Genomic DNA, 18218 nt, shown 5'->3' on the forward strand with positions numbered 1-18218 from the left:
AGCTACAGATTGTAGCCCCTCGACAGGCACGGCGCTTGTTTGCATGGGGACTTCGGCGTCGGAAGATTTTTCGTTCGGACTTCCTCTCCCGCTCGGCGACTCGACTGCCATAGCGGTAGCATTGTTTAGAGATTGAGAGACTCCTATGAGCTACCGCAACAAAACTTATATCGCCTTTGATGGCGATAAAGACATGCACTACTACAGGCTCATGACGGCATGGAAATCACACGATGGAAATTCCTTCAACTTTCACAACGCACACGACCTCAACAGCGCCCGAGACACGAGTCTTGAACAAAGCATCAAGAAACAGCTCAGAGAGCGGTTCTCGAACTCGAAACTATTCATTATACTGATCGGGGAAAACACAAAGAATCTACACAAATTCGTCCGATGGGAAATCGAGGTCGCGCTCAGCCTCGGATTGCCGATTATCGCAGTGAACCTCAATAGCTCACGTCGAAGCGACGAACGCTGCCCTGCGATTCTGCGAAATGAACTTGCGATTTTCGTTACGTTCAACCCGAAGATCATTGAATACGCTATGGCTAATTGGCCTGATTCATATAATCAACATAAACGCGACGGCGTCTCCGGTAGTCGATACTATTTTGACCGCGTGTATTCAGAGTTTGGTCTTTGAAACATTTTTGGGACTCGGTGTCGACGATCTCGTACTGGCGCTACGCCCTCTTCTCGAAGGAGGCGGCCGCTAAGATATTGGCCTGCATGGGCGGCCTTTACCTCCTGGTGGAGATGCTCGACACCTTCCAAATCTATTCAAAAGACAAATACAGCGGGTATGGTCTGATCGTCATGCTGGTGCTGTCGATCCTTTACGTGCTGACGACGCGCCGGCCCGTGAGCCGGGTCCGGTACAAGTCACCGGGGAAGGACCTAACCTTCGCGGTCGAAATCGGTGACCTGCTATACCAGGCCGGCGAGATCATTATCAGTACGAGCACGACCTTTGATACCGACATGGCAAGTGGACTGATCGCTGCTGAAAGCCTCCAGGGGCAACTCGCAACCCGATTCTTCAATGGACAAACCGACGAGATTGACAGGCAAATTGCCGCCTCGCTCAAAGGCGTGCCGTTCACTCCAAACAATGATCGACCGGGCAAGAAGAGTGAGTACCCGCTGGGCACAGTTGCCAAGATCAACGCTCATGGAAAAAACTTTTATCTCGTGGCTATGGCTCATCTCAATGCTCAAGGAACAGCCTATTCGGACGTCAGAATGCTCGACGAGGCTCTTGAGAACCTGTGGAAGAATATGGCGCAGAAGGCGGAATACGGCGATATATACATGCCAATCATGGGTACAGGGCGGGGCCGGGTGAAACTGCCGCGAAAGAAGGTGATCGAGAGAATCGCGCAGTCCTTCGCAGATGCGTCGCAAGAGACCGTCTTCTCAAACAGACTGACCATCGTCGTCAGGCCCGACGACGCGTCGAATTTCTCGATCAATCTGTTCCAGGTGAGGGACTATCTAAGCCAGAGCCTGCACGTCTGACGGGACTGCCGCAGGTGGCATTAGAGTGCTGAAAGAGCCGTCGTCGGATGATGCGGACGCTCGAGCCGACTTCACTACGAGCAGCCCTAGGTCCGTTATCTCTGGGATGTTACCCGTATTGGAGAATCCGGCTGTAGGATTCTTGGCTCTGTTGTTCACGGCGGGACCCGAATACACTGGCGCTAGGAATGCCCGCTCATCAGAGCCGAGGATGGACAAAGGAACGACCGCAATGGACGCGAAGCGGCCGTTCCGCATGGTTTTTCGAGCAAATGCTTGGATTTCCGAATGCACGCTCTCTGCGCTTATTCGCTAGCATAGCAGCAGAACGCCAGGGCCCCTACATCGCCGGCAACACCGGACAGATCAACGGACGCCCCGGCACGCGGCGCCCCCACCACCCCACCACCCCGCAATGTGGCAACGGAATGGCGTTCGGGTCGTTTGTCCTGCGAATGGACGGACCAAGGAGCGCAATTGATGACGAGTGATACCCGGAACGCGGCGGGGCGGGCCGACCAGGCGGGCAGGGGACGCGGGGCCGTGCGGCCGTCGCAGATCCCGGCCGCGGGCTGGAAGGACGTGGCCTGGCGGGTCTTTGCCGAGATCAGCGACGACCGGGTGATGCTCGTGGCGGCCGGCGTGACCTATTACCTGCTGCTGGCCTTCGTTCCGGCGCTGTCGGCGCTCGTTTCGGTCTACGGCCTGTTTGCCGATCCCGCCACGGTGCAGGAGCACGCCGCGATGCTGCAGGCGCTGATCCCCGGCGGTGGCATGGAGATCATCAACGAACAGCTGACGCGGCTGGCCTCGCAGGGCAACACCACGCTGGGCTTCACCTTCGTCATCTCGCTGGCCATCGCCCTGTGGAGCGCCAATGCCGGCATGAAGGCGCTGTTCGAGGCGATGAACGTCGCCTATGACGAGGCGGAAAAGCGCAGCTTCGTCACGCTGACCCTGACCTCCTTCGTCTTCACGCTGGGGGCGATCGTCGCGGCGATCCTGTTCATCGGCCTCGTCGTCGGCCTGCCGCTGGCGCTCGACCTCCTGGGCATCGGCACCGACACCAAATGGCTGGTCAGCATCGCCAGCTATGCCGCCATCTTCCTGCTGGTCTCCTTCGGCATCGCGGCGCTGTACCATTGGGGCCCGAGCCGCACCCGCGCCAAATGGCGCTGGATCACCCCGGGTACCGTGCTGACGGTGGTGGTGATCGTCGTCGTCTCGCTGCTGTTCTCCTGGTACGTCGCCAATTTCGGCTCCTACAACGCCACCTACGGCTCGCTGGGCGCGCTGATCGGCTTCATGACTTGGATCTGGATCTCCACCACGATCCTGATCGTCGGCGGCGAGGTGAATGCCGAGATGGAGCACCAGACCGCCCGCGACACGACCCGCGCGCCGGCGCAGCCGCTGGGCTCGCGCGGCGCCACCATGGCCGACACGGTCGGCCGGGCGTCGGTGTCGCTGGAGGAGCCGGACCTGCCGACCCGGCGCGAGGAACTGGAAGACTTCCTGCACCGGCGGCGCGGCACGGCGAAGATCGTGGCCGTGGCGCTGCCGACCGCCCTGTTCCTGACCTGGATCATGCGCAACCGCGAGCGGGCATGAGGCATGCCGGCCGCGGCGGCGCGGCCGGATGAATGTCAGGCATCGGGGAGGGGGATCGGCTCCGCCCCCGCCGCGTGGACGCCGGCTCGGCGGCGCCCGCGGCCGGCGATGCGGGCGTCAGGCGGCGCTGTAGCGCTTGCGATAGGCAGCGAAATCGTCGCTGCGATACAGCGCGTCGACCTCGTCCATGGTCAGGGAGGTCTCGTCGGTGTCGATCGAGACGCTGTAGCGGGGCGTGTCCTGGTCTTCCATCGCGCTGCAGATCGCCTCGGCCAGCGTGTCGAAGCGCTTGTGCGAGACGCCGCCGCGCGGGCTGACGCGGCGCGCCGACTTGGCCCAGAAGAAATCGGCGGGCAGATCGAAATTCAGGGAAGACATACGTCAGCTCCGTTGGTTGGACGCCGCGCGCGCCCGTCGGGCGCTGCGTTCCCCCTCATATAGGGCGCCGGTTCGCATTGACCTGCAAATGACCGGCCGGCAACGCGCCGTTCAGCCGAGGTTCAGCCGCCGGCCACCATGCTGGCGGCCATGATCACCATTCGTCATCGCCCCGCTTCGGCTCCAGACCGCCGGTCGCTGCGCCCATCGCGGACCGGCCCGGGCCGGCCGGTCGCGCCGCCCTTCGGCGAGCGCTGCGCGGCGGCCGGCGACGTGCCCGGGCCGCTCTCCGTCGAACCGCCCATGGCCCGCGCTGCCCGGCGGCTGCGCCAGGCCGAAGCCGGCTGGCTGGCCACCGCGCTGCGCGACGACGGCCGCGCCTGACGCTGCGCGTCGGTCGCTTGCGGGCGGGGAACGCTGTTCCATCCCGGCACAAAGCGCCGCCTGTTCATTCTTCGCTTACCAAACCCGGCTAGCTTTCGGCTGTCCGCTCGAGTTTCGCGGAAGACGAAAGGCCATCGCATGGTATCGCGTATTCGCGAATGGCGCTTCGCTGCGCTCGCCGTCGCCTGTATCGTGACGGCGAGCCTTTCCTCGCAGCATGCCGCCGCCCAGACAGGCTTCGCGCCCCCGGTCCCGCCCGGCGACATTCCGCAATCGGGCGGCATGGTCTGGGGCGGCCACGTTCCCTCAGTCGGCGAGGGCTACCGGCCGAGCGTCGCCCGCCCGGATGGCATCGCCGCCGCGCCGCCGGCGGCCCCCGAACCGCTTGCCGCGACCCAGCCGATCGTCCGCGCCGCACCCGCCGCACCGGCAGCCCCAGCCGCCGCCGCGTCGTCGGCCGCGACGACGAGCTCGCTCGACCCGGATCTTCTCGGCCGCCGCGCCAGCGTGCCCGCCGCCGTGCCGCTGCAGCCGGCCGGCAATGGCGCCCTGCCGCCACTGGACGCGCCGCGCAGCGTCGGCGGCGAGACGAGCGCTGCCGCGCCGGCCGCCGATCCCTGGACCGGCCTGAAGGCGGTGACCGCCGCGCCGCCGCCACCGCGCCGCGACGCGCCCGCAACCCCGAAGATCGTGCCGCAGCGCAGCGTCGTCGCCTCTCTGGGGGAGGCGCGCAAGCCGGCACCCCAGAGCCCGGTGCCGGGCCGCGGCGCGCTGGAGAACCAGACGCCGAGCGGCTACCGCACCATGCCGCGCTCGGAAGCCATGTGCCGGACTGCGCTGCGCAAGATGGGCGTGAGCTTCGTCGACATCGATCCGGTCAGCAGCGGCAAGTCCTGCGGCATCGCCCATCCGGTGAAGATCACCGCGATCGCCAAGGGCGTGGCGATGAAGCCGGCCGCGACGATGAACTGCGCCGCCGCCGCGCGGATCTCGCAATGGGTCGAGGACGAGGTGAAGTCCGCCGCGCGCTGGAAATTGTGGAAGCGGCCGACGGCGGTGCTCAACGCCTCGTCCTATCGCTGCTCGCGCATTGCCGGCTCGCGCACCGTGTCCGAGCATGCCAAGGGCAATGCCCTCGACGTGCGCGGCTTCGCCTTTTCCGACGGCTCGGTGGTGGCGGTGGAGAAGAAGGGTTTCTTCTCCTTCCGCGAGAAGGGTTTCCAGAAGGCCGTGCGGCATTCGGCCTGCCGCTATTTTGGCACGGTGCTGGGGCCGGGCTACAATTACGACCACCGCGACCATCTGCATCTCGACGCCAAGAACCGCCGCCGCGTCGTTTGCAAATAGGCGCCGGGACGGGTTGCTGCGGCGTCGCCCCGGATCGTAGGGTTGCCTGACTTTATGGACCTGCAACCGGACGAGACATGCCGGGAGGCATCATGGGCGACGATTTTGCGCAGGGGACGGTCCATCGGGCCGGCGAGGACCTGCAGGCGGCGCTGACGGCGGAGCCGGAAGTGCTGGATCTCTGGCGGAAGCTGACGCCGCTCGGGCGCAACGAGTTCATCTGCTGGGTCGAGGATGCCAAGCAGGCGAAGACGCGTCAGCGGCGCATCGAACGCACCATCGGCGAATTGCGCGAGGGCAAGAAACGGCCCTGCTGCTGGGCCGGCTGCATCCACCGCACGGACAAGGCGCCGAGCCCGTGGCAGCAGGCGGTGCTGATCGACGGGAAGACACGCAAGGGGTGATCGGGCGGCGGACGGCTGCGGCAGGCCGGTCTGGCGGTGAGTGCGCCTCGGGCTAGCCTGCGTCCGCTGCGCGCTTGTCGCGGCGCTTTTCCCTGCCCTCGTAGATCGTCTTGGCGAGTTCGCCGAGGGAGCCGAGGAACATGCCGGTGGAGCCGGCGACGAACATCCAGACCGCCAGGGTGTACCACTCCTCGAAGGCCTTGAAGAACAGCACCGAGCCGATGACGAAGAGGAGATTGCCGACGAGGCCGATACCGAGATGGATGTAGCCGAAGTCGCGAACGAGAATTTGCAACATGTTGGACCTTCGGAATGCGTGGCGTCTGTGCGGTGGCGACGGCGGGGCGACACCCGCAGCCTTGCCCTCTCTGCGGTGGCCGGCGAGCCGATCCCTGCCGGGACGGCATAACGGTCCCTGATAGGACAAGGCAACCGGGCGGTGGACCCTTGCGCCGCGTCCGACCGCCGGGAATAGGCCACCGGCTTATCCGGGTGATGCTGCGCCGTGCAGGGCATGCGGCTCGCCGGCCGACGCGGTGGTGACATCCTTGCCGTCGTTGCAGCCGTCGCGGTTGCGGGCGGCTTGCCGCTGGTGCAATGCGGCTGGGTCGCGCTGCGCCGAACCGGACCGCGCCAGGGGAGATCCGATGACGCCCGCACTCACCGCCATCACCTATGTCGCGGCCGCGCTGGCCGAGATCGCCGGCTGCTTCGCCATGTGGTCGTGGCTGCGCTCGGGCGCCTCGGGGCTCTGGCTGGTGCCGGGGCTTGCCAGCCTGGCGCTGTTCGCCTTCCTCCTGACGCTGGTGCCGGTGGAGGCGGCGGGACGGGCCTATGCGGCCTATGGCGGCGTCTATATCGCCGCCTCACTCGGCTGGCTGTGGCTGGTGGAGGGCAGCCGGCCGGACCGCTGGGACATGGCCGGCGCCGGGCTCTGCCTCGTCGGCGCGGCGATCATCCTGTGGGCGCCGCGCGGCGCCTGATTATAGGCTGCGGACCTCAACGATATCTAAAAAGTCCGATTTCCGATCCACGGGGTTCAGTAGTATGTTTTTGCCGCTATGAGCTACGGAAGGCACGAGAAGGACTGGGGAAAGCAGAGAGCTCAGCCAATAATCGCCGACCGGCTGTGTAATTTTCCAATCATCATGCCAGTTGATCGGCAACTTATCGCTTCTTACCGTCGCGAGCGTGAAAGTTGAGGGTATTCGGATCTTTATTGCCTTATACGTGGCAGGAAACAAATATCTGGGAAGCCGCCGCTCCATCTCCAATATAGCATTTTCGAGGGCGTCTGCGCAGTACACGATCGGCTTTGGTTTTGTATGCCACCGGCCTGACGCCCTTAATCCTCCAACCCCGTCAATCGTCTCGTAGTTAGATAGCCTCCATGCAAATATCTCTCTTCTATCATCGATGATTTCTATGATATCATGCGGCGATGCCATAATCGATCCGAGCTAGTATTTCATCTACAATCCTAGCACCAGTTTCAGTTTCGATAGCCTTCATCGGGTTTTGGTTATTCAGATCAATATTCGGCATTCGGAGCCAGAAAAATGCTTTCTCATGGGAGCCGAAGACCCTTTCGGCTATTTGTACTATATGAGAAATCCTGTTTAGCCGATCAGACTCTGTCCGGCTAAGTGTTTTTCCAGAGAAATGATCTGTTCCTTCGCCTCTGTCATGGAATACGATCCGCTCAATCTCTTCGCGCTTCACTCCAATCGATAGAAGAAGCTCGATTAGTCGATGTTCAACGGTGAAATTCTCAGGAGAAGATACGGCTAGGTTGCCTGCGTCCTTTTCGATTTTTTCAATTTCTCGAAATCCCGCATTGTATAATTCTTTCTGTGGGCTGATCATATTTTCACTCCACACATATTTTCCGAACGCACTTCCAAAGAGCCGGTTCGGTTAACGCGATATTCATATAGTAAATCGACATGCCGCCAACCTGCCGTCAATCCTAAGATTTAGGGTGTTGGCGTTATGCGAGATCAGTGGGCCGAATCTCAGTCGGCGATGGTCTCGGCCGGCACGGCGGTGGGGCGGCCCTCGTCGTCGATCGCCACCATGACGAAGGTGCCCTCGGTGACCTTGGTGCGCTCGTGGCGGGCACGGCCCTTGGCCCAGGCCTCGATGGACAGGGTGATCGAGGTGCGGCCGACCTTGTCGATGGTGGAATAGACGCAGAGCGTGTCGCCGATCTTCACCGGCTTCTTGAAGATCAGCGTGTTGACCGCGATGGTCGCGACCCGGCCGCGGGCCCGCTCGGCCGCGCGGATACCGGCCGCCAGATCCATCTGCGACATCACCCAGCCGCCGAAGATGTCGCCATTGGCATTGGCGTCGGCCGGCATGGCCGGCAGCCGGATGGTCAGCTCGCCCCGGGGCTGTTCGTCGGTCTCGTCCATCGCGCGTCTCCTCATTGGCCCGAATGGCATAGCAGACGCGGCAGGACTTGGCAGCGGTGACGGACGGATCGCGCGGGGGCACGAGTGCGGGGGCGGCTTGCCTGACCTTCGGCGGCGTTCGGCCGCGATCAGCTCTGGCACGGCGGGGCGCCGCTCTCCGGTTCTTCCGGGACCAGATGTCCGTCGGGCTGGCGGATCAGCACCCGGCGCTGGCCGCGATAGCGGAAGACCAGCCGGTGGCGCCCGGCATCGGCGCCGACGCCGCGCTCGACCGTGCCGCGGACATTGCCGCGGCGCAGCTCGGTCCGGAAGAAAGCGACCGGCAGGCCGAAGGCGGCGGCCACCGCCGTGCTGTCGACCTCGACATCGCCGCTGTCGTCCTGGGGAGCGTGATCGGCCATCAGGCGCGCGCCGCCACGCGGGACGCATTGCCGGGCTCGGCCAGCGGGAACAGCGACAGGATATCGATCTCGCGCTTCGGCAGGTCGGCAAAGCTGTAGCGGTCGAGGACGGCGAGGAAGGCGGTGACGGCTTCGGCGAGGACGCCGCTCATGCCGCAGGCCGGCTGGATGATGCAGCGGCCGCAATCGGCAAGGTCGAACCCGTCCTCGGTCGCCCGCACCAGCTCGCCGACGGAAATCTGCGACGCGGGCCGGGCGAGGCGGATGCCGCCGGACCGTCCGCGCAGGGTCGTGACATAGCCGGCCTTGCCGAGCTCGTGGACCACCTTGGTCAGATGGTTGCGCGAAATCCCGTAGGCCGCGGAAATGTCGGCCACCGAGGACAGGCCGTCGGGCCGCGCGGCGAGGTAGATCACGACGCGCAGCGCATAGTCGGTGTAGCGGGTAAGGCGCATGCGCCGGGCTCCCTTTCGCTGTGCCGATAAAACATATATCAGAAATACATATTTAGCCAGCGGCGTCGTCCGCCGGCCTGCCGCGAGGTCGCCCCATGTCCGAGGACCGCATTGTTTCGCCGATCGTCGACGAGGATTCGCTGCGCCTGCTGGTCGCCGATTTTTACGACCGGGTTCGGGCCGACCCGGTGCTGGGGCCGGTCTTCGAGGGGGCGGTGACGGACTGGCCGGCGCATCTGGAGCGGCTGACCGGCTTCTGGTCGTCGGTGATGCTCACCTCGGGCCGCTACAAGGGCAATCCCTTCGCCGTCCACCACCGCCATCGCGGCGAGATCGATCTCGCCATGTTCGATCGCTGGTTGGGCCTGTGGCGCGAGACCACCAGCCGGCGGTTTCCGGCGGAAACGGCCGCGGTGTTTCACGAGAAGGCCGAGCGGATCGCCGACAGCCTGAAGGCCGGGCTGTTCTTCCGGCCGGAGCTCGCCGATCTGCGGCCGGCCCATCCGCGCGGCCAGTGATCGTCAGTCGGTGTTTGGACGGGTCTGGCGCTCCAGGGCGTCGTCGTCGCTGTCGCAGCGATTGATCGCCTGCCAGGACCAGCCATCGCTCTGGACCAGCGACAGGAGCAGCCGGCGATCGACCGATCCGGCGTGGCCGGCGGGCACTCCGTCCATGCCGCCGGCCGGTGCTGGGCGGGCGGCATCGTCGCCATGCAGCCGCGGCGGCTCCTCGCCCGCCAGCTTGATGTGGCCCGAGCGCAGCGACCAGAGGAACGAGGTGATCGCCGACTGGCAGCGGATCATCGACAGCCGGTCGGGCTGGCGGTCGGCGGGCACGGTGGCGGCGATGCTGTCGACGGCTTCGCTGAGCGCGGCGAGGCGCAGCGGCAGCGCCGCCGCCGCTTCGCCCGAATGGAAATAATGCAGCGCCGGATAGGCCAGATGCTGCTGGCCGAGGGTGATGATGTTCGGAGACAGCGTATCGAGGATGCTGGCGAGCCGCCCATAGCCGTCGCCGTCCCGGCTCTGGCTCAGAATGCCGTCCGGCGTGCTGCCGAGGCCGTGAATGGTGATCGCCAGCTGGCGCTTGGCGACTGCCGCCGAAATCACCGGCACGAGATAGGTGACCGACAGGGTGAGGGCGAGAAGGCCGTTGGCGGCGCAGAGCGCGGTGAGCAGCTGCCACAGCGCGCCCGACGGCTGGAAATCGCCGAGGCCGAGGGTCGTCAGCGTGTAGCCGGCGACATAGAGCATTTCCACCGCGTCGGCCGGCGCCTTGGTCTGGGCGTTGACGATGCCGTCGCCGCCGCCGAGGAAGATCAGCCACCAGCCGAGCCACAGGCCGACGAACCAGGCCAGCGCCGAGCCGGCGAGAATGAGCGGGCCGGCCGCCGACAGCAGCCGATGGCCGCGCGCGCCGCCACCGGAAACCCGGAGCGCCAGCCGCCACGCCCCCTGCATGGACCAGGCGGTGAGCGGGCCGGCACCGCGGGCCGTCAGGGTGGTCAGGCCGATTTCGATGATGGTCCAGGCGACGAGGGCCGCGCCGAGAAGCGAGAGAAGGATCATGGCGAGAGTTCCGGATCGGGGGCCGTGAGGGAGCGGTGAAGAGGACGCGTCCAGCGCCAACGCGGCACGCTGCGATCCGATCCCGAAAACGTGAAGCGGGCGGAGGCGGCAGCGGCGCCGAGGCGGTGCGGCGCGCCGATCGCGGCAATCCTGCATGGCTGCCTTGCAAGCGGCCCGGTGCCACGCGACCTCGGAGCGGCCTATCTGTTGCATTGCAACATGAAACAGACCGGAGACCCATCATGGCCCCTCAGACTTCTCCCAGCCGTCCCCGCCGCTTCCACCAGCGCGTTGCCGGCTTCTTCGTCGAGGCCGCCGCGGTCATCGAGGATGCCCGCCGCATGCGCGACGAGTATCGTCGCAACCATCGCGGCATGATCGAGTAGGCAGGATCGACACCGGCGCCGACTGGCGCCGGGCGGAACAGCGCGGCTGAGACGACGCCGCGCGATGCCAAGCTGTATGCCCTCAGGCTTCGGCGTGCCGCGCTTTGCCCCAGCGCCGCATCGGCACCAGTTCGACCGCCAGCATGGCGGTGAAGATCAGGGCGCAGCCGACGAGGCCGATGGCCGCGATGCGCTCGCCGAGGATGATCGCGCCGAATAGCGCCGCGAACAGCGATTCCGACGACAGGAAGATCGCCGCCTGCGCCGCCGTCGTGTGCCGCTGGCCGATGATCTGCAGGGTGAAGGCGAGCCCTGTCGACAGGACGCCGCCATAGACGATTTCCGGCCAGGCCTGCCACAGGCCGGCAAGGGTCGGGGCCTCGAAGGCCAGCGTGCCGAGGCCGGCGAGGATCGCGGTGACGGCGAACTGCACGAAGGACAGCGTGTAGGGCCGGCCGCTCGGGCCGGCGAACAGCCCGACGAAGACGATTTGCAGCGCCCAGAACACGGCGCAGACCAGCATCCACATATCCCCGACATTCAGTGCCGCCAGGCTGCCGCCGCCCAGAAGGGCGATGCCGGTCAGCGCGGTGAGCGCCGCCGGCCAGACCACCCAGTGCGGCCGGCTGCGCAGCAGCGCGAGGCCGAGGATCGGCGTCAGCACCACATAGAGCCCGGTCAGGAAGCCGGCATTGGTCACGGTGGTGGTGACCATGCCGATCTGCTGGGTGATGGCGGCGAGAAACAGCAGCGCGCCGATGCCGACGAAGCCGATCCTTGTGCCGGGCGGCACCGGCGCGGCCGCGCGGCGGCCTTCGGCGATGGCGAAGGGCACGAGGGTCAGCGCCGCGATGCCGAACTTCGCCGCGGTGAAGGTCCACGGGCCGACCGCGGCCATCGCCGTCGACTGGGCGACGAAGCCCATGCCCCAGACGGCACCGGCGAGAAGCAGCAGGCAATTGGCGCGAAGGCGTGTCATGGCGACCGGAGACAGGATGGGAGAGAGGTTCGCGAGGGCCGATGGAGCGCCGCGAACCGATCGCCTTGCTGACTATCGGAGCCGGTGGGGCGAGGCAAGGCAGGCCCGCTGCGCCCGCAGCGGCGGTCAGCGCGGGCGGGGTCAGCGGGCGGCGTTTGCCAGGAGCTCCGCCCAGCGGCTCAGCCGCCTGGCGTTGGCGCCGAGATCGGACCGGCCGAGCAGCGCGCGCCCATAGATCCGCATCAGCGTGCCCCCCGGCGCGCCGAAGGCATCCACGTCGATCGTGTCGGGAAAGCGCAGGACGGCGCTGCGCGCCACATAGCGGCGGTAGTTCGGCGTCTGGCCATGATCGACCCGCATGACGTCGCCGTCCTCGGCGAGGGCCGCGTCGAGCCGGGCGAGCAGCGCCTGCGGCGGGATTGCGAAGACGGGGAGGGCGACATCGACCCGGGCCGCGGTGGCGCCGGGCGACGCCGCGACGCTGTCGTTCGGCACGGAGCGCCGCGTCAGCTTCGCAAGATCGACCGGTCCCTGGTCGGCGGGCCCGCCCAGCCGTGTCCAGAGCGCCTCGAGAAGATGGGCCATGCCTTGCCTTTCCGTACCAATGCCTGCGGGCAGCCGGGGCGGTCACGCCTGGCTGATCAGAGCGGAACGATCGCCGCCGGGCGGTCGTTGCGGGGGGACGACACTAAGGCCTGCGGACCAAACCTGGCGCGGGCCTGCGCAACCGGAAGGAACCGTCCCATGCTTCGCATCGCGACACTCGCTCTTGCCACCTCCGCCCTGTTCGCCGTTCCGGCGATGGCGCAGGATTCGACGCCGACCCCGACCGACAAGCCGGCCAACGCGCCGTCCGACGGCATGAATGCCGGCATGCAGAACGATATGGAGCCGATCACCGTCGAGATGAAGGGCGCCGATGGCGGCTCGGCCGGCACGGTCACGGTGACCCCGACCCCGCACGGCCTCCTGCTGTCGGCCGATCTCGCCAATCTCGCCGATGGCGACCATGCCTTCCACGTCCACGAGACCGGCGTCTGCGAAGGCGATTTCTCCTCGGCCGGCGGCCATTACAACCCGACCGACAAGGAGCATGGCTACAAGGTCGAGGGCGGCCATCATGCCGGCGACCTGCCGAACTTCACCACCACCGACGGCTCGGCAAGCTTCGAGAGCTTCGCGCCGGCGCTGACGCTGACCGGCGGCGAGGCGCCGCTGAACGATGCCGACGGCTCGGCAATCGTCGTGCATGGCGGCACCGACGATTATTCCTCGCAGCCCTCGGGCGACGCCGGCGACCGCATTGCCTGCGGCGTCGTCTATTCGGGCCAGTAAGCCGCCCGCTGACAGAACAGGTTGCCGGCGATGGCCGGCAGCCGATGAAAACCGTGTCCGGCGCTCAGGCGCCGGGCAGCCAGCCGATCGGCCGGTAGTCGGGAAGCGCTTCGATCCGCGCCAGCCATGCCCGGATGCCGGGATAATCCGTCAGCTCGAACCCACCTTCGCCGGCCCGGTGGGTATAGGCATAGAGCGCGATGTCGGCGAGGCTCGGCGCGTCGCCCACCAGCCATTGCGCCGCACCGAGGCGCTGCTCCATCACCGCCAGGGCCTTGTGGCCGCCGGCCAGCGTGTCGGCCAGCCGCTGCGGCGTCGCGGCCTGGCGCAGCTGCGGAGCGACCAGCAGCGAGCGCCGCACGGCGATGTGCGGCTCGTGGCTGTATTGCTCGAAGAACATCCAGCCAAGCATTTCGGCGCGCGCGAAGCGGTCGTCCGGCACGAAGCGGGTACCGTCGCCGAGATAGCAGAGGATGGCGTTGGATTCCGGCAGGGTGCGGCCGTCGTCCAGTTCGAGCAGCGGCACCTTGCCGTTGGGATTGGCGGCGAGGAAGGCGGGCTGCCTGGTGCCGCCGTCGAGCGTGCTCACCGCGACATGGCGAAACGGACGGCCGAGCAGCGCCATCAGCAGCCGGGGTTTGTAGCAATTGCCGGAATCGGCCATGCCGTGGATCGTCAACATCGCGTGCCTTCCGCGCCGCTTGCCTGAAGGCGCAGCATAGCATCGGCCGCCGCCGGCAATGAAGGTGCGGCGCGGACCGTCGAGCGCGGGCCGGGCGTATCGACCCGTCGGGTCGAGTGGGCTCAGTTCGGCCCGGCGATGCGCTTGGTGAAGCGGGGGCGGACGGCTGCGACCGAACTGTGGGTCATGCCCTTCAGCCGGACCACGTCGAACATGGCGTTCTGGGGGATCATCGTCTCGGTGACGAGGATCGAGTCGCCGATGGCGACCGACGGCAGGAGGTCTTCGGGGATGGGGCGGTCCGCGAAGGCGGGCGAGGCGTCGGGCGGGTAACTCCAGTCGGTGTCGAAGCCGCGCGAGGAGCGGGTCAGGCTGGAAATCCGGACCTCGAGCGCGCCGTCGGGCTGCGGCACCAGCGCCTTCAGCGTGGCGATGATGCGGTTGTCGAGCACCGATTTCGGCAGTTCGGTCTGGCGGGACATGTAGTCGCTCATCGAGGCGGTGGCGCGTTCGAGCGCCAGGCTCTCCCGGTAGAAGTCGAAGAGCGTGACGGTGCCGAGCAGGACGAGGACGAGCAGCGGCGCGATCAGCGCGAACTCGACCGCCGCGACGCCGGACCGGTCGCCGAGGAGGCGGCGATGGCGAGCGGGCGGCGTTGCGGCATCCATGGGGGCGGGAGCGGCCATCATTGCGGCTCGTTGACGAAGGCGGCGTAGGAATTGATGCCATAGGCGCCGGTGTCGCCGTCGGGCAGCGCCACGGCGAGGCCGAGCATCGGCGTCATCGGCCGCACCGAGGTGCAGACCCGCACGAACATCAGCTCCGAGCGCTCGCCCGGCCGATAGGCCGGCACCGTGCCGCGATGGACGCAGCGCGCGACGGTCTCCGGGATCGTGTCGGAGGCATTGCTGAGGGCGATCAGCTCGACCGTGGTGTTCGCCGCGCAATCGGTGAAGACCATCGCCTGGGCGCAGATCCGTTGCTTGAGATCGTCGGCCGAGATCGCTGCATTGTCGGCGATGCGCAGCTGCCGCACGATCCGGTTCAGCGCGCCGTCCTGCATGATCGTCTGGGTCATCAGCCAGCCGGCCTCGAAGATCGAGAAGACCATGGCAAGGAACAGCGGCACCACCAGCGCGAACTCGACGGCGGTCGCGCCGCGCCGGTCGCGGGCAAGGCGCAGCGAAGCCTTCAGGATCGGCAGGGGGAGTGTCATCCGATCAGCTTGATCTTCTGGATCGCCGTGGCGATCGACTTGAACGCGTCCTGGATGTCGAGGGCGTTGACCCGGTAGAAGCGCTCCGCGCCGCTGGCGCAGTTCGACATCTGCTTGGCCGCTGTGTCGTTCACGTCGAAGCCGATGGTGAAGACGATGACGTTCTTCTGCTTGGCCGCGGTGCACAGGGCCGCGGCGAAGCGTTCGGCGTCGCCGACGGTATAGAGGTCGGTGTTGAGGCTGCCATTGTTGTAGTACTGGACCGGCTTGCTCGCATCCTTGGGAATGCGCTGGCTGCTGATCGCGCCGTCGGTCATCAGCACGAGGAACTTCATCGTGTCGGGATCGGTGAAGCTGGCCGGCCGGTTGCTGAAGCGCGCGTCGATATCGAGTTCGTCGGACAGGGCCCGGTAGCGCGCCGCCTCGCGCAGCATCGGCTGGATCGCCGGATCGAGCAGCAGCAGCCCCCATTTCAGCGCGATCGGCGTGCCGGTGCCGTCATAGAGCTTGTAATTGTCGATCTGCCGCTTGAGATATTCGCGGTCGTTGGAGAGGAACGAGACGCTGGTCCGGTCGGTGTCCTTGCCTTCGCCCGCGACGAAATCGTGCGTCGTGCCCGGCCGCGGATCGTGGGGATCGTCCGGGCACCACCAGGGTTCGGTGATCTGCGCCTCGCCGGCCTTCTTCAGCGCGTCGTGGTGGTTCGACTGGGTGAAGTGCTGGGTCTGGGGAAGATTGGCGAAATCCGGCACGCCGAGGGTGAAGTCGTTGCGGCCGAACTGGAAGCAGGACGAGCGGTCGTGCTGGCGGCGGTTGCGGGTCAGGGCGTCGAACAGCACCGGGCCGATGCTGACCTGGCCGGCATAGGGCACGATGCTGACCGTGGTGTAGTCCTCGGCGCCGTCGGCCAGCACCATGTCCATGAAGGATTTGGCCGCCGGGCGCAGATAGTTGATGCGCATGGCGCCGCTGGGGCCGGGATAGCTGCCGGACTTGTCGAAGCGCATGGAGCCGGACATGTCGAGCAGCAGCGAGATCTCGATGTTCTTGCGCTTCTCCTCGGCCTCCGCATGGGCCACCACCGTGAGCTGGTCGATGCCGATCAGCCGCAGGAAGGCCGTGTCGGTGACGGCGGTGGCACTGGCCTCGACCCGCTTGGCGTTGCTGAGCTCGTCGGCCTTCACGTCGAGGGCGTAGCTGCCCTTCGTCACGGCCGCCTTGAGGAAGCTCTCGATGGTCTCGCGCGGCGGACGCGTTTGTGTGAGGGAGGCCGCCGCCAGGACGCCGCGATCGAGACCGTCCTGCAGCACCGAGCGCAGCCGCTCATGGGCGATGAGGTCGATGGCGCCGCCGGAGATGACGATCATCGGCACCAGCATCAGCGCCGTCATGACGGGGATGCTGCCGGCTCTGGCGCGCAGGAATCTGGACCGAAAGGCGGAGGGTTTCATCGAGCGCCAATGCATGAACTATAGGGCTGTCTTATTATTGCGCCGACGAGATTTAAAACGCCTTAAAAATAAGCGCTTATAGCGAGGCATCGGAAAATATTCCGCAGCCATGGCGTCCCGGATCGGCGCGGTGCGGCCGGCGAAGGCCGGGCGGCGGGCGGTCTCGCCGCCATCGTCGCGGCGGCAGTGGTGGCCGGTGAATAGCGACGGGCTTGCGCGGGGCCCGGCTTGCAGCCCGCCGCGGCTGGCATTAGGGTCCGCGCGCCCGCAGGGGCCTTCCCGCAGCTACGATCGGAGTTCAGCACCCATGGCATTTCTTGCCGCCGCCCTCGACCGCGTAAAGCCGTCAGCGACCATCGCCGTCACCCAGAAGGCGCGCGAGCTGAAAGCGCAGGGGCGTGACGTCATCGGCCTGGGCGCCGGCGAGCCGGACTTCGACACGCCGGACAACATCAAGCAGGCGGCCATCGAGGCGATCAACCGCGGCGAGACCAAGTACACGCCGGTCTCGGGCATTCCCGAGCTGCGCCAGGCGATCGCCGCCAAGTTCAAGCGCGAGAACGGCCTCGACTACAAGCCGGAGCAGGTGATCGTCGGCACCGGCGGCAAGCAGATCCTGTTCAACGCCTTCATGGCGACGATGAACCCCGGCGACGAGGTGATCATCCCGGCGCCCTACTGGGTCAGCTATCCGGAGATGGTGGCGATCTGCGGCGGCACGCCGGTCTTCGTGCCGGCCGGCATCGAGACCAATTTCAAGCTGACGCCGGAGGCGCTGGAAGCGGCGATCACGCCGCAGACCAAGTGGTTCCTGTTCAACTCGCCGTCCAACCCGTCGGGCGCCGCCTATACGCGCGACGAGCTGAAGGCGCTGACCGATGTCCTGCTGCGCCACGAGCATGTCTGGGTGCTGACCGACGACATGTACGAGCACCTGGTCTATGGCGACTTCACCTTCACCACGCCCGCCCAGGTCGAGCCGGCGCTCTACGAGCGCACGCTGACCATGAACGGCGTGTCGAAGGCCTATGCCATGACCGGCTGGCGCATCGGCTATGCCGGCGGCCCGGTGCAGCTGATCAAGGCCATGGACATGATCCAGGGCCAGCAGACCTCCGGTGCCTGCTCGATCTCGCAATGGGCGGCGGTCGAGGCGCTGAACGGTCCGCAGGACTTCATCGACACCAACCGGGCGATCTTCCAGGGCCGGCGCGACCTCGTCGTGTCGATGCTGAACCAGGCCAACGGCATCGACTGCCCGACGCCGGAAGGCGCCTTCTACGTCTATCCGTCCTGCCAGGGCCTGATCGGCCGCAAGACCGAAGCCGGCACGGTGATCGACAGCGACGAGACCTTCGTCTCCGAACTGCTGCAGGCCGAGGGCGTGGCGGTGGTGCATGGCTCGGCCTTCGGCCTCGGGCCGAACTTCCGCATCTCCTATGCGACGTCGGAAGAGGCGCTTGAGGAAGCCTGCAAGCGGATCCAGCGATTCTGCGCCAGCCTCAAGGCCTGACAATCCGAGACATGATTGCGTGACGAAAGGCGGCTCCCCGGGGCCGCCTTTTTTCGTGGGCGGTGGTCGGACGCGCAGGCGCGGGCAAAGCCCGGACAGAAAAAAAAGCCGGGTTCGCGAGAACCCGGCTGAATTAGGAAGGATTCCGAAAAACCCTTGGGAGGAAACAG

General features: G+C 66.3%; 25 protein-coding genes. 11 read left to right on the forward strand and 14 right to left on the reverse strand.

What is annotated here, in order from left to right:
• Window positions 1-145: 145 nt before the first annotated feature.
• The 3 genes from ACEQX1_RS11715 (at window position 146) to ACEQX1_RS11725 (ending at window position 3132) form a co-directional block, all read left to right on the forward strand.
• A complete protein-coding gene (locus ACEQX1_RS11715) occupies window positions 146-646 on the forward strand; it encodes a TIR domain-containing protein (RefSeq protein ID WP_370194286.1) in 501 nt (166 codons plus the stop codon).
• A 17-nt stretch (window positions 647-663) separates the two neighbouring features.
• Complete coding sequence (locus tag ACEQX1_RS11720) at window positions 664-1521, forward strand: macro domain-containing protein (protein WP_370194287.1); 858 nt, start codon at window positions 664-666, stop codon at window positions 1519-1521.
• Window positions 1522-2001: 480 nt separating this feature from the next.
• Entirely contained in the window at window positions 2002-3132 is a 1131-nt protein-coding gene (locus ACEQX1_RS11725; RefSeq protein ID WP_024352076.1) for a YihY/virulence factor BrkB family protein, read from the forward strand.
• Between the two features lie 117 nt (window positions 3133-3249).
• Here ACEQX1_RS11725 and ACEQX1_RS11730 read toward each other — a convergent pair whose 3' ends face one another.
• Complete coding sequence (locus tag ACEQX1_RS11730) at window positions 3250-3510, reverse strand: hypothetical protein (RefSeq protein WP_024352075.1); 261 nt, start codon at window positions 3508-3510, stop codon at window positions 3250-3252.
• A 150-nt stretch (window positions 3511-3660) separates the two neighbouring features.
• On the opposite strand from ACEQX1_RS11730, the gene ACEQX1_RS11735 reads away from it, so the two are divergent.
• From ACEQX1_RS11735 to ACEQX1_RS11745, 3 genes are all read left to right on the forward strand, one after another.
• Window positions 3661-3894, forward strand: coding sequence for a hypothetical protein (locus ACEQX1_RS11735; RefSeq protein WP_370194289.1), 234 nt, complete (start codon window positions 3661-3663; stop codon window positions 3892-3894).
• Window positions 3895-4032: 138 nt separating this feature from the next.
• The gene (locus ACEQX1_RS11740; RefSeq protein WP_370196851.1) at window positions 4033-5241 is read left to right on the forward strand and encodes an extensin family protein; all 1209 of its coding nucleotides are present in this window, start codon (window positions 4033-4035) and stop codon (window positions 5239-5241) included.
• Between the two features lie 92 nt (window positions 5242-5333).
• Window positions 5334-5645 carry a YdeI/OmpD-associated family protein gene (locus ACEQX1_RS11745; RefSeq protein ID WP_370194291.1) on the forward strand — a complete coding sequence of 104 codons (312 nt, stop codon included), beginning with the start codon at window positions 5334-5336 and terminating at the stop codon, window positions 5643-5645.
• A gap of 52 nt (window positions 5646-5697) precedes the next feature.
• Here the strand turns inward: ACEQX1_RS11745 and ACEQX1_RS11750 are convergent, their stop codons facing one another.
• Window positions 5698-5943: a YrhK family protein gene (locus ACEQX1_RS11750; protein WP_370194292.1), complete on the reverse strand. Its 246-nt coding sequence runs from the start codon at window positions 5941-5943 to the stop codon at window positions 5698-5700.
• Between the two features lie 349 nt (window positions 5944-6292).
• Between ACEQX1_RS11750 and ACEQX1_RS11755 the strand changes: the two genes are divergently transcribed.
• The gene (locus ACEQX1_RS11755) at window positions 6293-6628 is read left to right on the forward strand and encodes a YnfA family protein (protein WP_370194293.1); all 336 of its coding nucleotides are present in this window, start codon (window positions 6293-6295) and stop codon (window positions 6626-6628) included.
• Here ACEQX1_RS11755 and ACEQX1_RS11760 read toward each other — a convergent pair whose 3' ends face one another.
• The 5 genes from ACEQX1_RS11760 to ACEQX1_RS11780 form a co-directional block, all read right to left on the reverse strand.
• Window positions 6629-7093: an RES family NAD+ phosphorylase gene (locus tag ACEQX1_RS11760; RefSeq protein WP_370194294.1), complete on the reverse strand. Its 465-nt coding sequence runs from the start codon at window positions 7091-7093 to the stop codon at window positions 6629-6631. It abuts the gene before it with no gap.
• A complete protein-coding gene (locus ACEQX1_RS11765) occupies window positions 7077-7511 on the reverse strand; it encodes an antitoxin Xre/MbcA/ParS toxin-binding domain-containing protein (protein WP_370194295.1) in 435 nt (144 codons plus the stop codon). The genes ACEQX1_RS11760 and ACEQX1_RS11765 overlap by 17 nt, the downstream gene beginning before the upstream one ends.
• 149 nt (window positions 7512-7660) lie before the next feature.
• On the reverse strand, window positions 7661-8062 hold the full coding sequence (locus ACEQX1_RS11770) for an acyl-CoA thioesterase (protein ID WP_009210213.1): 402 nt from the start codon (window positions 8060-8062) through the stop codon (window positions 7661-7663).
• 128 nt (window positions 8063-8190) lie between these two features.
• A complete protein-coding gene (locus ACEQX1_RS11775) occupies window positions 8191-8463 on the reverse strand; it encodes a DUF6522 family protein (protein ID WP_024352070.1) in 273 nt (90 codons plus the stop codon).
• Window positions 8463-8918, reverse strand: coding sequence for an Rrf2 family transcriptional regulator (locus ACEQX1_RS11780; RefSeq protein ID WP_370194296.1), 456 nt, complete (start codon window positions 8916-8918; stop codon window positions 8463-8465). The genes ACEQX1_RS11775 and ACEQX1_RS11780 overlap by 1 nt, the downstream gene beginning before the upstream one ends.
• 95 nt (window positions 8919-9013) lie before the next feature.
• On the opposite strand from ACEQX1_RS11780, the gene ACEQX1_RS11785 reads away from it, so the two are divergent.
• Window positions 9014-9436, forward strand: a complete 423-nt coding sequence (locus ACEQX1_RS11785) for a group III truncated hemoglobin (RefSeq protein ID WP_370196852.1) — start codon at window positions 9014-9016, stop codon at window positions 9434-9436.
• 3 nt (window positions 9437-9439) lie between these two features.
• Here ACEQX1_RS11785 and ACEQX1_RS11790 read toward each other — a convergent pair whose 3' ends face one another.
• The gene (locus ACEQX1_RS11790) at window positions 9440-10486 is read right to left on the reverse strand and encodes an ion channel (RefSeq protein ID WP_370194298.1); all 1047 of its coding nucleotides are present in this window, start codon (window positions 10484-10486) and stop codon (window positions 9440-9442) included.
• A 242-nt stretch (window positions 10487-10728) separates the two neighbouring features.
• Here ACEQX1_RS11790 and ACEQX1_RS11795 point away from each other — a divergent pair, with 242 nt between their 5' ends.
• Entirely contained in the window at window positions 10729-10872 is a 144-nt protein-coding gene (locus ACEQX1_RS11795; protein WP_154653370.1) for a hypothetical protein, read from the forward strand.
• An 82-nt stretch (window positions 10873-10954) separates the two neighbouring features.
• On the opposite strand, the gene ACEQX1_RS11800 is transcribed toward ACEQX1_RS11795, so the two are convergent.
• The gene (locus tag ACEQX1_RS11800; RefSeq protein WP_370194299.1) at window positions 10955-11851 is read right to left on the reverse strand and encodes a DMT family transporter; all 897 of its coding nucleotides are present in this window, start codon (window positions 11849-11851) and stop codon (window positions 10955-10957) included.
• Window positions 11852-11992: 141 nt separating this feature from the next.
• Window positions 11993-12436, reverse strand: a complete 444-nt coding sequence (locus ACEQX1_RS11805; RefSeq protein WP_370194300.1) for a DUF1499 domain-containing protein — start codon at window positions 12434-12436, stop codon at window positions 11993-11995.
• A 159-nt stretch (window positions 12437-12595) separates the two neighbouring features.
• Between ACEQX1_RS11805 and ACEQX1_RS11810 the strand changes: the two genes are divergently transcribed.
• On the forward strand, window positions 12596-13186 hold the full coding sequence (locus tag ACEQX1_RS11810) for a superoxide dismutase family protein (RefSeq protein WP_228239819.1): 591 nt from the start codon (window positions 12596-12598) through the stop codon (window positions 13184-13186).
• Window positions 13187-13250: 64 nt separating this feature from the next.
• Here the strand turns inward: ACEQX1_RS11810 and ACEQX1_RS11815 are convergent, their stop codons facing one another.
• The 4 genes from ACEQX1_RS11815 to ACEQX1_RS11830 all read right to left on the reverse strand — a co-directional run bounded on the left by ACEQX1_RS11815 (window position 13251) and on the right by ACEQX1_RS11830 (window position 16550).
• Entirely contained in the window at window positions 13251-13868 is a 618-nt protein-coding gene (locus tag ACEQX1_RS11815; RefSeq protein ID WP_370196853.1) for a glutathione S-transferase family protein, read from the reverse strand.
• 122 nt (window positions 13869-13990) lie between these two features.
• A complete protein-coding gene (locus tag ACEQX1_RS11820) occupies window positions 13991-14557 on the reverse strand; it encodes a TadE/TadG family type IV pilus assembly protein (protein WP_370194302.1) in 567 nt (188 codons plus the stop codon).
• Entirely contained in the window at window positions 14554-15084 is a 531-nt protein-coding gene (locus tag ACEQX1_RS11825; protein WP_370194303.1) for a TadE/TadG family type IV pilus assembly protein, read from the reverse strand. The genes ACEQX1_RS11820 and ACEQX1_RS11825 overlap by 4 nt, the downstream gene beginning before the upstream one ends.
• Window positions 15081-16550, reverse strand: a complete 1470-nt coding sequence (locus ACEQX1_RS11830) for a pilus assembly protein TadG-related protein (protein WP_370196854.1) — start codon at window positions 16548-16550, stop codon at window positions 15081-15083. Before ACEQX1_RS11830 ends, ACEQX1_RS11825 begins: the two co-directional genes overlap by 4 nt.
• Before the next feature lie 292 nt (window positions 16551-16842).
• Here ACEQX1_RS11830 and ACEQX1_RS11835 point away from each other — a divergent pair, with 292 nt between their 5' ends.
• Complete coding sequence (locus ACEQX1_RS11835; RefSeq protein ID WP_370196855.1) at window positions 16843-18048, forward strand: pyridoxal phosphate-dependent aminotransferase; 1206 nt, start codon at window positions 16843-16845, stop codon at window positions 18046-18048.
• The last annotated feature ends 170 nt before the right edge of the window (window positions 18049-18218 follow it).

It is taken from the genome of Aurantimonas sp. (assembly GCF_964217435.1).
GTDB classification, from domain to species: Bacteria; Pseudomonadota; Alphaproteobacteria; order Rhizobiales; family Rhizobiaceae; genus Aurantimonas; species Aurantimonas coralicida.